Source organism: Chitinophaga varians (assembly GCF_012641275.1).
Lineage (GTDB): Bacteria > Bacteroidota > Bacteroidia > Chitinophagales > Chitinophagaceae > Chitinophaga > Chitinophaga varians_A.
In genome coordinates this window covers 2,025,095-2,038,495 of the sequence record NZ_JABAIA010000001.1, presented here as the reverse complement: position 1 = coordinate 2,038,495, position 13,401 = coordinate 2,025,095, and the positions used below count along the sequence as shown (strand labels likewise).

General features: G+C 49.7%; 8 protein-coding genes. 6 read left to right on the top strand and 2 right to left on the bottom strand.

The window, feature by feature from the left end; genetic code table 11:
- The first annotated feature begins 495 nt into the window (after positions 1–495).
- The 6 genes from HGH92_RS08200 to eboC all read left to right on the top strand — a co-directional run bounded on the left by HGH92_RS08200 (position 496) and on the right by eboC (position 10,436).
- Positions 496–3,738 carry a SusC/RagA family TonB-linked outer membrane protein gene (locus HGH92_RS08200; RefSeq protein ID WP_168870233.1) on the top strand — a complete coding sequence of 1,081 codons (3,243 nt, stop codon included), beginning with the start codon at positions 496–498 and terminating at the stop codon, positions 3,736–3,738.
- Between the two features lie 31 nt (positions 3,739–3,769).
- The gene (locus HGH92_RS08195) at positions 3,770–5,542 is read left to right on the top strand and encodes a RagB/SusD family nutrient uptake outer membrane protein (protein ID WP_168870232.1); all 1,773 of its coding nucleotides are present in this window, start codon (positions 3,770–3,772) and stop codon (positions 5,540–5,542) included.
- Positions 5,543–5,661: 119 nt separating this feature from the next.
- Positions 5,662–7,179, top strand: coding sequence for an FG-GAP repeat domain-containing protein (locus HGH92_RS08190; protein ID WP_168870231.1), 1,518 nt, complete (start codon positions 5,662–5,664; stop codon positions 7,177–7,179).
- 396 nt (positions 7,180–7,575) lie between these two features.
- The gene (locus HGH92_RS08185) at positions 7,576–8,463 is read left to right on the top strand and encodes an EboA domain-containing protein (RefSeq protein ID WP_317166382.1); all 888 of its coding nucleotides are present in this window, start codon (positions 7,576–7,578) and stop codon (positions 8,461–8,463) included.
- A 12-nt stretch (positions 8,464–8,475) separates the two neighbouring features.
- Complete coding sequence (locus HGH92_RS08180) at positions 8,476–9,462, top strand: TatD family hydrolase (RefSeq protein ID WP_168870230.1); 987 nt, start codon at positions 8,476–8,478, stop codon at positions 9,460–9,462.
- 53 nt (positions 9,463–9,515) lie between these two features.
- A complete protein-coding gene (gene eboC, locus HGH92_RS08175) occupies positions 9,516–10,436 on the top strand; it encodes a UbiA-like protein EboC (RefSeq protein WP_317166381.1) in 921 nt (306 codons plus the stop codon).
- A 68-nt stretch (positions 10,437–10,504) separates the two neighbouring features.
- Here eboC and HGH92_RS08170 read toward each other — a convergent pair whose 3' ends face one another.
- Positions 10,505–11,143, bottom strand: coding sequence for a response regulator (locus HGH92_RS08170; RefSeq protein WP_168870229.1), 639 nt, complete (start codon positions 11,141–11,143; stop codon positions 10,505–10,507).
- A gap of 18 nt (positions 11,144–11,161) precedes the next feature.
- A complete protein-coding gene (locus HGH92_RS08165) occupies positions 11,162–13,141 on the bottom strand; it encodes a tetratricopeptide repeat protein (protein WP_168870228.1) in 1,980 nt (659 codons plus the stop codon).
- Positions 13,142–13,401: the final 260 nt, after the last annotated feature.

Here is a 13,401-nt window from a genome sequence, read left to right as displayed (position 1 = left end):
CCCGTAGAAATCTTTTATTTAGAGAAATGTTAAAAGAACACTTGTCCAGGCTAATTTATTGTTATATATTCGACGTATTGTAAGAAAAATTCCACGTGAGAACCAAAATCTGGAAAGGGGAAGTGTTAGTACTTATTTGAGCCGATTCTCACTAGATCATTGTCAGCAAATCAATTGTTTACTAAAAAACGTTGCTTTATTCCATGTAGTTAAACCTTGGTGTAAACATGTCCGCATCCATGTCTTGCATCTTCAAGTTTGTGTTTTTTAATTGTTGAACAGACAGTTATTGTTTGTGCTGCTTCACTGTAACGCATCATACAGGGAGGCCGGGACAGATAATGCCTGTACATGACACCTCTTTTTACCGGCAGTCACACATTATCGCCGGAACGGGATTGTTATGTCTTACACTGTCTGATGGACAAGGAACATACAAGACAGGTACTTTATTTTTTAACCGATTTTTCTAAAACGTTACCCTTCAACCACGTTATGAAAAAACATTTTTACCAGGGACTGGCCGTTCTTCTATGCGGCATACTGCTATTACTGGGCAGTAGTAACGTATTCGCACAAACGAAAGTTACGGGAAAGGTGTCTGATAAAGCATCAGGCAACCCGCTACCCGGCGTTACGGTATATGTAAAAGGTACTAACCGCGGTACCGCTACTGATCCCACCGGCAGTTTTACCATTCAGGCTAAATCAGGAGAAACATTGGTGTTCTCCTTTGTTGGTTACGATCCGCAGGAAGCGGTGGTCAGCTCGGGCGCTGTCAACGTACAGCTGGCCGAGAAAGTCGGTTCACTCGAAGAAGTCGTAGTGACCGGTTATGCCAGCCAGAAGAAAAAAGACCTCACCGGCGCAGTAGCCGTAGTGAAGGTGGAAAACATTACCAAACAACCTACCTCCCAGATCGCTAATCAGCTGCAGGGACAGGTTTCCGGTATCACCATCGTAGGTACCGGTCAGCCCGGCCAGGAACCACAGGTGTCCGTACGCGGTAAAAACACCTTCGGTAACAACACGCCGCTGTATATCATCGACGGGGTGCCCATCTCCAATCTGGCAGATGTAAACCCTAACGACGTGCAAACCATGCAGGTACTGAAAGATGCAGGCGCAGCCTCTATCTATGGTGCCCGTGCAGCCAACGGCGTTATTATCATCACCACCAAAAGAGGCACCGGAAAAGTAAAAGTGCAGTACGACGGTTACTACGGTACACAAAGGCCTCAGGGAGGTAATCCTTTCCACATCCTCAATCCACAGGAACAGGCCGACCTGCTGTGGATGGCTACCCGTAACAGCACCGCCGCCGGCAGCACGCCCGTATTTGACGATGTGCTTTATGGTAAAGGCGATAAACCGGTACTGCCGGACTATATCTATCCCGAAGGAGCCATGGAAGGAGATCCCCGCGTAGATCCCTCTAAATACTATCTCATTCCGGACTATAAAGATCCAGGCCTGCTGAACAGCTTCTATCGTATCAACAAAGCCAACAAACAAGGCACTGACTGGTACCACGAGATATTCAAGCCCGCCCCTATCACCAGCCATAATATATCTGTGGCCGGTGGCGGCGATATCGGCAGCTACTTCTTCTCCATGTATTATTTCAATCAACAGGGTACGCTGACCAATACCTATAACAAACGTTATGCGGTAAGGGCCAACAGTAGCTTCAATATCACAGACCATATCCGTGTGGGTGAAAATATGGAGTATTCCATTATCCAGAACCCGCAAATCGGTATCCTCACAGAAGGCAGCGGTATCGGTATGGCTTTCCGTGAACAAAGCATCATCCCGGTGTATGATATCAAAGGCAACTATGCCGGTACCTGGGGCGGCGCGCTGGGCAATGCCCGTAACCCGGTGGCCATACAGGACCGTTTCGGTAGCACCAAAGCGCTCGCCAGCAGATTGCTCGGTAGCGTGTACGCTGAAGCAGACATTATGAAAGACTTCACCCTGCGTACCTCTTTCGGCGGTGAAATCTATTCCTTTAACAACCACAGCTTCACCTATCCGGAATACGAAAACAAGGAAAATACCAGCGTAAACTCCTATACGGAAACTACCGGTAACGGTTACGACTGGACCTGGACCAACACCCTCAGCTATCATAAAAAGATAGCCCGGGATCATGACCTGAAAGTGATGATCGGTACAGAGGCTTTCCAGCAGGTAGACCGTACACTGACAGGTACGACCACTAACTATTTCTCCTTCGATCCGAACTTTACGTCCCTCTCTTCCGGCTTCGGAACACCTGTAAACGGCAGCGGCTATGGCTCCAATACACTGTTCTCCCTGTTTGGCAGAGTAGATTATTCCTTTAAAGACAGGTACCTCCTGGGCGCCCTGATCCGCCGTGATGGTTCTTCCCGTTTCGGCGCCAACAACCGCTATGGTAACTTCCCTGCGGTGAGCGCGGCATGGCGTATCTCCCAGGAAGAGTTCATGAAGAACATTACCTGGCTCTCCGACCTGAAAATCCGTGGTGGCTGGGGTATTATGGGTAACCAGATCAATGTGGACCCAGCCAACGCCTTTACCACTTTCACATTTAACAAGGCCACTTCTTTCTATGACATGACCGGCAGCACCTCCAATCTGGCCACCGGCTTTATGCAGGGAAGGATCGGCAACCCAAATGCCAAGTGGGAAAGCAATACCAACTCCAATATCGGTATCGATGCGACCCTGTTCAGAGGCGCGCTGGAGTTCTCTCTCGACTATTATAACAAACGGATTAAAGATTTGCTGTTCAATCCTGAACTGCCCGGCGTATACGGTGCCGCTGCCCCGCCTTATGCCAACGTAGCAGAAATGAAAAACCATGGCTGGGATTTCTCTGCTACCGGCAACATACAGCTGGCTTCCAAACTGAAACTTACCCTCACCGGAACCTTCACCAGCTACAAAAACGAGATCCTGAAAATATCTGAATCTGCTCCCTACTTCGAAAGAGATACCCGCCGCTACGGTGTAGCGATTATCCGTAACGCAGTAGGCCACAGCATCAGCGAATTCTTCGGATATCAGATCGATAAATTCTGGGACAGCCAGGCAGAAGTGGATGCTGCCAACAACGCGGCCAAAGCCAAATATCCGGGCCTCTCAGAATATCAGCAGGCAGCTGCCCCCGGCCGCTTCCGCTATAAGGACGTTAACGGCGACGGCAAAATCGACGCGCAGGACCGCACCTATCTCGGTAGTCCCAACCCAGACTTTACCTATGGCCTGAACATCGGCCTCACCTATAAGAACTGGGATTTTTCCATGTTCTTCTATGGTGTGCATGGCAACAAGATCTGGAACCAGGTAAGATGGTGGACCGATATCTACGGCTCTTTCAACGGCGCAAAAAGCAAAACAGCCTTATACGATTCCTGGCTGCCTGACCGCAAAAACGCCAAAGCGCCTATTCAGGAGCTGAAACCTAACTTCAGCACTTCCGATCCTCCAACATCCTACTATGTTGAAAACGGCTCTTATCTCCGCGCTAAAAACCTGATGATAGGGTATACCTTCCCTGCCTATATGCTGAAGAGAGTAGGCGTGGAAAAATTCAGGATATATGCACAGGCTGCCAACCTGTTCACTATCACCAAATACACAGGTCTCGATCCTGAAATCACCGGTAATACAGACTCCTTCGGTATCGACGAAGGTGCTTATCCTAACCAGCGTCAGTACCTGGTGGGCGTTACACTGAATTTCTGATCTGATTATCTGAATTGTTAAACTGAGAAAAATGAAAACATTACGATATACTAGTGCAATATTGCTCGTGGCTGCGCTACTGAACAGTGGTTGCTCCAAGAACTTTCTTGAAAAGCCTGCGTACAGTTCCCTGTCGGAACAGATCGTAGCCAACAAGGATGGTGTGAACTACCTGCTTGTAGGTGCCTATGCAGCGCTCGACGGCTCTGGTACGCCTACCAGCTCCCTCGGTGGCGGTAACGCCTGGGAAGCGGCATCCACCAACTGGGTGTACGGCAGCGTGGCCGGTGGCGATGCTCATAAAGGCAGTGAAGGTACCGACCAGACGCCTATCAATGAAATTGCCATCTGGCAGCCGAACGTCGCCAACTCTTTCTTCAATACCAAATGGAGAGCGGTATATGAAGGCGTGGCCCGTTGCAACAATACCCTGAGACTGATGGCGCAGGCTAAAGACATGTCTGATGCCGATAAACTAAAGGTGACGGCAGAAGCACGGTTTCTCAGAGGGCACTATTATTTTGAGCTGAAGAAAATGTTCAACAACGTGCCTTATGTGACGGAAACTACTACCGATCCGCTGGTACCCAATGATGTGGACATATGGCCCAATATTGAGGCCGACTTTAAATTTGCACAGGCCAATCTGCCGCCTACACAGCCGCAGGTTGCCCGCGCCAACAAATGGGCCGCACAGATCTATCTGGCTAAAACCTACCTCTATCAGAAAAAGTATGCAGACGCCCTGCCGCTTTTCAACGACGCCATCGCTAACGGCGTAACATCTAATGGCCTGAAATACCAGCTCACGGACAACTTCGAAGACAACTTCGATGCGTCCAAAAAGAATAATTCGGAATCCGTATTTGCCATCCAGATGTCTGCCAACGATGGCACCAACGGTATCGCCAACGCCAATATGGGAGACATGCTGAACTTCCCGGCCAACTTCAAATGCTGCGGTTTCTACCAGCCAACTTTTGACCTCGTGAATTCCTATCGCGTAGATGATAACGGATTACCTTATCTGGACGATTATAACCAGCATGCAGTGAAGTCTGATATGGGCATCAAAGCCACACAGCCTTTTACGCCGGATAACGGACTGGTAGACCCCCGTCTGGACTGGACCGTTGGTCGTCGCGGCCTTCCATATCATGACTGGGGATACTTTGCGGGTTCCACCTGGATACGTGACCAGTCACAACGATATGCCGGTCCGTTTGCCACCAAAAAAATGGTGTACTGGAACTACAATAAGGACAAATACATGGACAACAACTCCTGGGCGCCCGGTACAGCCATCAACGTATTGCTGATCCGTTTCTCTGATGTGTTGCTGATGGCCGCGGAATGTGCTGCCGAAACAGGTGATCTGGGAACAGCAATGGGCTATGTTAACCAGGTACGCAGCCGTATGAAAGATCATCCGGAAGGATGGGTGCACGATTATAAAGATCCTGCCAATCCTATTCAGGGCTTCGATCCTGCCAAGCCACTGCCGTATTACAAGATCGGCTTGTATACCGCTTTTCCGGACGTGACTTATGCGCGTAAAGCGATCCGCTTCGAGCGTAAGCTGGAACTGGCGATGGAAGGGCACCGCTTCTTCGATCTGTCCCGCTGGGGCATTGCAGACCAGGTGTTGAACGCTTATTTTGCTTTTGAAGGCGCTATCACAGATGACGTGAAAGGCGGCCATTTTACGAAAGGCAGAAATGAGTATTTCCCTATTCCGCAACGCCAGATAGATCTGACGTTGAAAAATGGTCAGCCGGTATTGAAACAAAATAACGGATACTAATCTATACCGCGTATATTACAGGACAGGCGCAAAGCACCGTACGAAATTTTTCGCGGTCGCTTTGCGCCTGTCCCGTAATGTTTAATTTGTAACTTGTATTTTATACCAAAATCCAACAGATGAAAGGAGTTGTTCTGGCTACGTTATGTGTAGTGTTTACAGGCCTCGCGATCTTTAGCAGTTGTTTTGCCCCGTCAGCCAAAGAGAAAGGGAAAATGCTGGCCGATAAATATTGTTCATCCTGCCATCTGCCGGTAGATCCGTCCATGCTGGACAAGGAAACGTGGACCAAACATGTGCTGCCGGCCATGGCGCCGAAGCTGGGCATCCGGGTATGGTCCGGCGACCAGTATTATCCGGTGGAAGGCCAGCGGCAGGAGGGCCAGATATCTTTTCAGGAATGGGTGGAACTGGTGAAATATTACGAACAGCAGGCGCCTGAAAAACTGTCGCCCGCCAAACCGCCGGTGCCATTGCAACATGACTGGTTCGGCTTCTCCATTAAACGGCCTGTTGGTGTGGATTCGCCCGGCGTGGCAACTACGACGATGGTTTCCTTTGACACAACAGCCGCCCGCATTTTTACCAGCGATGGATATAAGAGTACGCTCAGCGCCTGGGACAGTTCCCTGCGTAAAGTCAATAGCTGGCAACTGCCTTCCGCGGTGGTAGATATGCTCTATACAAGGGATAGCGGTAAATCATCACCTGCAATCATCACCCAGATCGGTAATATGAGAGCCGTCGATGAGCCAGCGGGCATTATAAGCAGACTCAACATTAATGACCCTGCCAGTAAAAAAACGGACCTCATGCCTTTTCTTAAGCGTCCTGTGCAAACACTGCAGGCAGATTTTGACAAGGACAATCTGGTTGACCTGTTAGTGTGTGCCTTCGGTCATAACCAGGGCGGTTTATATTGGCTGAAACAGTTGCCAGACCACCGTTATGAGCAGAAGACCATCACAGAGATACCGGGTGCCATACATGCAGAAGTAGGAGATTTTAATGGGGACGGATGGCCGGATGCCATGGTCCTTTTTGCTGCAGCGGACGAAGGGATCTGGTTATATGAGAACGACCGGCACGGCGGCTTTAAATCTATTAACCTGCTGAGATTCCCGCCACTAAACGGTTCTACCGGTTTTCAACTGGTGGATTTTAACCAGGATGGTAAGCTGGATATTCTATATACCTGCGGTGATAATGCAGATTTTTCTATGGTGCTTAAACCTTTTCATGGTTTGTACGTCTATATGAACGAGGGTAACAACAGCTACCGTCAGGCATGGTTTTATCCCGTGAATGGCTGTACAAAGGCTGTAGCAGCAGATTTTAACCTGGACGGTAAAACAGATATTGCGGCGATTGCTTTTTTCGCAGACCTGAAAAATAATCCTGCAGAAAAATTTATTTTGTTTGAAGGAAAGGACCATCAGCTGAACTTCACGCCCCATGCGCCTCCTATCGAAAAGGAAGGGCGATGGATCTGTATGGACGTAAGAGATATGGATGGTGACGGAGACCAGGATATTATACTAGGAAACTATGGAAAAGGATTTAATATACTGGATGGATATACGCCTGATTGGAAGGAGTATCAACCCTTTATAGTGCTGGAAAACAAACGGAAGTGAAAAGTGTAACGTAAAAATCGATGGTTTATTTGGAGAAGAAGTAGAATAATATGTATATTACAGCCGGTAAATATTTCCACGAACGGGTACTTATATATGTCGGGTCGCACATTGCAAATAATTGCACCAGTTGTTACGGATGTAACGTACCTTTGCTCTTTTAATTCAGCTCATCATTATAGCAAGATATTTTCATGGTGCTATAGCCAGGCAGCATGAATAAAGATATCCTGATGCATAATCAGGTTTTAGAATGGCGGAAGGAGAGGCAGCAATGCCTCTCTTTTATTTTAATAACCACCTATCAAATATTAGCCCTGTAATTCGGAAAATCTGCCCAATCCTGTTTATTTTTAATCAGAAATCAGTGTTCTCATTTTAAACAGGAGTGTTCAAGTGGCGGAATATGTATATGACAGGCAGCAAATGAGCGAAGGGCTAGCTGCCATTATTGCCGGCAATAGTAGTGATGCAGCCAGAGAATGGCTACAGCAGCGGTTACAGAAGGCCGCTTCCATCCCGCAGTTTAACCAGACTTTCACCGCGGTCCCCAGGTTCACCGGAAAAAATATCATTGTCGTGTCGCCGGAACAGGCTGCAGTACTGCAACAGCAGGTGCCCGGCTTCTTCGTACACGGGTGGACGTTAGACCGCCTCATACGGGCATGGTGGCTGTTGCAACTCGATACTTCCGATAAAGCCGTTTACCTGGACACCATCGAAAAACTGTTCCTCTCTGCCGAAATGAATGAACTGGCAGCACTCTACAGTGCGCTGCCCTTGCTCGCATGGCCGGAAGAATGGAAACTTCGTACAGCCGAAGGCGTTCGGTCCAATATCGGTGTGGTACAGGAAGCTATTATGCTCCAAAATCCCTATCCCGCCCGTTATCTGGACGAACCCGCCTGGAACCAGCTGGTCATGAAAGCGATTTTTACAGATAAACCGCTGCACCTCATTTCCGGCCTCGATGAACGCAGAAATACCGCATTGGCGGCTATCCTGACTGATTTTGCACATGAGCGCTGGGCTGCCGGCAGAAAAGTATCGCCGATGCAGTGGCGGCTGCTGACAACCTTCATCACAGCAGATAATATGGCAGACCTCACCCGGGTATGGCACTCTGCTGACCAGACAGAAAAAGCGGCGGCGGCCCTCGTGTTTGCCAATACAGATTATGCACCGGCCAAAACATTACTGGCCTCAGACCCGGCACTGACTGCCGAAATACAAAGTGGCGCCCTCTCCTGGGACGTCATCGCAGCTAAATTATCCCAGAACTAAATCTGAAAAATTATGTGTGGTATTCATGAACTGACCGAAAAAGATCTTCAACCGTTAACGTATACTCCGGCTTATCTCGATAAAATCAAAGGCATGCGCTTCTTTGATCCGCATGTACACATGACTTCCCGGACTACCGACGATTACCAGGCGATGGCCGACGCAGGCGTGGTAGCCCTTATTGAGCCCGCTTTCTGGCTGGGACAGCCCCGTACCGGAGTAGACACCTTCCGCGATTATTTTAACAGTATCCTCGGCTGGGAAAGGTTCCGCGCGTCTCAGTTCGGCATTAAGCACTATTGCACCATCGGACTCAATTCCAAAGAAGCCAATAATGAAGCGCTGGCAGAAGCTGTTATGGAAATACTGCCGCAGTTTATTTACAAGGAAGGCGTGGTAGGTGTAGGGGAAATCGGTTTCGATGACCAGACACCGCTCGAAGAAAAATATTACCGCGCCCAGCTGGAACTGGCTAAAGAAGCCGGTTTGCCGGTACAGATACACACCCCTCACCGCGATAAGAAAAAAGGCACACAGCGCAGCATGGACATCGCCATTGAACATGGACTGGCGCCTCATATGGTCATTGTAGACCATAACAATGAAGAAACCGTGAAGGAAGTGCTGGACCGTGGCTTCTGGGCAGCATTTACCATCTACCCCTTTACCAAAATGGGCAATGAGAGAATGGTGGAGATAGTGAAGCAGTACGGTAGCGAGAGGATTATGGTCAATTCAGCGGCCGACTGGGGTATCAGCGATCCGCTCGCCGTTCCCAAGACGGCAGCCCTCATGCACGAAAGTGGTATTGACTTGAATGACATTCATTTGGTAACTTACATCAATGCTGTAAAGGCGTTTGCGCAAAGCGGCCAGATAAATGAAGCGGATTTTGATTTAGCCGGAAATATTGACCAGCGTGAGAAATTTAATGGAAGCACCGTTTTACGCGGAGGCCAGCAGCCCAGAATTAATAAAAATACAACCATCATCCGGTAAAGGCCTGGCAGTTTCGTTACTGCTGGCAATGAACCATGAAAACCTGTTATTCGGTGAGTTATATTGTTAGCAAAGTAATCGGATACCTGCGCCTGATGCGCCCGGCCAATATTGTCACCGCCATTGCGGATATCCTGGCGGGGGTGGCCATTTCCGGCTATTTCCTGAGTGTGACCTTTGAAACACTGACACTGGACCTGACACTTCCGGTGGTATGCCTGTGTCTTGCCACCGCCGGCTTATACGGCGGCGGCGTTGTATTCAATGACGTATTTGACGCGGAGCTGGACAGCAAAGAACGGCCGGAACGGCCTATTCCTACTGGTGTCATCTCACTTACCCAGGCCATCATCCTGGGGAGCTACCTGTTGCTGGTGGGCGTCCTGGCGGCCTTTTCGGTAGGCGGCATCAATGGCCTCGCCGGCTGGCTCGCCATTGCCACAGCGGTTTCCGCACTCGTATATGATAAATGGGGAAAACACCACGCCTTCCTCGGTCCTGTTAATATGGGCCTGTGCCGTGGCCTCAACCTCCTCCTGGGCATCAGTATTGTGCCCGGGGCCGTGGCCACCTGGTGGTGGGTAGGACTGGTACCTATCCTTTATATCGCAGCAGTGACCAATATCAGCCGGGGCGAAGTATATGGCGGCACGGCCAACAGTATCCGGATTACAGCCGTCTGTTATGCTATTGTGTTGCTGACAATTGGCACTGTGGCCATTTTCCACCACAACGGCTGGAAAGTGCTGCCCTTCCTGCTGTTGTTCGCATGGATGATTTTTAGGCCGCTGCGGAATGCCTGGAAAAATCCCATCGGGCCTAACATCGGGAAAGCGGTGAAGGCCGGGATCGTAGCGCTGATCGTCATGAACGCCTCGTGGGTGGCCGCTTTCGATGCGCTCAGTTATGCTTTGGCAGTATTGTTGTTATTGCCCGTCTCTATGTCGCTGGGCAAAGCATTTGCCGTTACCTGAGCAGGTCACGCATCAGCATCCCCTGACAAACAGCCGCTCATTCGTAATGCGTAATTTATAATTCGTAATTAATCTACGAGTCCTCTTTTGATGGCTTCTTTCACCAGTCCGGCGGTATTTTTTACGGCCAGCTTTTGGGTGAGGTTAAGCCGGTGTGTTTCCACGGTACGAAGACTGATAAACAGCTTCTCTGCGATCTGCTGATTGGAATGTTCTTCTGCAATCAGCTTCAGTATTTCTTTTTCACGCCGGGTAAGCGGAATCTCGTAACCGGATGATCGTTGCCCGGTAAGCATTTCATGGAGCAGCTGTTGTTTGATGCCGGCATCAAGATATTGTTCTCCATGGTACACCTTCTCAATGGCTGCCACCAGCGTTTCTTCATCGGTATTTTTCAGCAGGTAGCCGCTGGCGCCGTTGCGCAGCATCTGTTTGATGTAATGTGATTCCATGAAGTTGGTCAGTGCAATGATTTTGATCTCTGGATGATTTTTATGCACCTGTTTGCACAATTCCAGTCCGTCAATATCAGGCATTTGGATGTCTAACAGCAGTACATCCGGTTGTGCTGCGGGCAATGCTTCCATCAGGGCGGTGGCGGCATTGCTTTCATATACGATCGTAATGTGCGGATAAGGTGCCAGCATGGCTTTTAACCCATTGATGACCAACAGATGATCGTCGGTGATGGCTAGTTTTATCTTCATAAAAAATAATTGGGGCAGCTATCCAATTTCTGCCAGTTGCATAATCGCGATATTAAATTCTATATAGGCGGTAGTTCCTTGTCCATGTGCGGCTGCGATCTCCAGGTTGCCGTTCAGCGCCCTGATCCTTGATTGCAGGGCGTTCAGTCCCATGCCCGGCGCGGTGTTGCATGTTTGCTGGAACCCGATGCCGTTATCTTCTACAGTGATGCTCAGCAGATGGCCTTGCCGGGTGAGCTGTACCAGTGCTTCGGTGGCCTGCGAGTGTTTGATGATATTGTTGACCAGCTCCTGAACGATGCGGTAAACGGACAGTTCGAAATTACCTTTGAAGCGGCCGATGTTATCGGGCGCATAACACGAAATGGTCAGGTGCCGGGAGTGGCTTACATTACGACAATAGAAACGTACGGCGTCTGCCAGGCCCATTCTGGCCAGCAGTTCCGGCATCAGGTTGTGGGCGGTCTTGCGTACTTCGCCGATGGCATCGTCCAGCATGCCCATCGCGTGGCTGAAGTCCCTGTCTGTTTTCAGCGCCGGCTGCTCATGTTTCAGCGCGCCGAAATGCATTTTCACGGCAGACAGCAGTCCGCCTACGCCGTCATGAAGGTCTTTCGACAGGCGGGTGCGTTCTTTCTCTTCGCCCTGTATCATCGCTTCCAGTACCTGCACGGTTTTCTCCGCCTCCATGGTATGCAGCTGCTGCTCCTGCAGGTGGGTACGGTGCTTTAACCGCTGCCAGATGAAAAACGCGGTGGCCAGCAACAGCCCGGCGGCAATGAGGAAGAGGAATAACCACATATTTTTTTGTTGTATCTGGAGGTCCTTCCGTGCCAGTTGCAGTTCTTTGGCGGTAAGCTGCCGGTCTTTTTTCTCAGACTCGTACTGCATTTCCAGCAGCATTACATTATTACGGGCAGCATCGCCGGTGAGAGAGTCGTTGAGCACTTCAAATTTTTCCCGCAGGGTGAAGGCCCGCTGATAGTGTCCCATCGTGGCTTCCAGGTTGGAGGCTACCAGGTAGCCCCATCGGAGCTCATTGATGGCTTTGTATTGCCGGGCCATGGCAATGGCCTGCTCTACATAGGACAAGGCCTCTGTATATTTTTTCAGGTTAAACAGTTCACGGCCATAACCCAGGTATATGTATGTCAGCAGTTCAGGTTCAGGGAATTTGCGGGACAGTTCCAGTGACCGGGTGTATTGCTGATAGGCTTCCGGTCTCTTTTCCTGCTCGAAATACAGGTTGCCGAGGTTCACGTGGGCTTTCAGCACAAAGGCGCTGTCTTCCAGCTCCTGCCCCATGCGGATGGCTTTCCGGTAGTACTGTTCACCTTCTGCATAACGTTTCAGGGATACCATACAAGATCCCATATTGATCAGCGCGGCAGTGGCCCGTCGTTTATTGTCAATGGAAATCGCATGCCGGTAAGCCTTCCCCGCATACTGGAACGCTTTGGCACCATCTTTTAAATTGATGAAGATGCCTGCCAGGTTGTTGTTCATCAGGCTGGAGAAAAGCGTGTCCCTGGCGGCGTCGGACAGCTTAAGCGCTTCCAGGTAACGGCTGGCCGCGCGAGTATAATTCCCCAGCTGATGGTGTTCATTACCGCTGAAGCTCAGGGCCCGCATCAGGTTGGCCGTATCCCGCAAACCGGCGTAAATCTTCACGGCATTGTCTACCATGAACAACGATTCTTCATACCGGCCTGTCATATCCTGTATGTACATATAGTAGCAGGCGAAATCAGCCACTCCTTTGGGATAGTTCAGCTGCCGGCTTAAACGAAGGGCTTCCCGGAAGATGCCGTCAGCTTTCTTCATGCTGTCAGGCATATAGCTCATGCCGTAGGCAAACAGGGTGTTCACCCGGCCGGTATCAGCTTTCTGATGCTGCAGTACCCTGAAAAGGCTGTCCTGCGCTGCTGTATTGAATGCCCATGCAGAGATACCCTGCACTACAATCAGACAGACAGCAAACAATAATTTTTTTAACATCGCTTAATGCGCTTTCCTGTTAACAATCAGACCTAAAAATGCAACAAGAGAAGTATGAAAAAACATCCGTGTTACAGGGTTAACAACATGGGGGGCATATGCCAGATATCGATCTAAAACAAACAAATTTGTTGGCCTGCAACAAGCCCGGAGGCCGCCGCAACGAAGGGTAAATATCTTCATTTCCTGTATTATACGCAATAGGCGGCTGGATGAGCGGAAACCGGTGCCACCCGTGTTTATCCCTATATGTGACCATG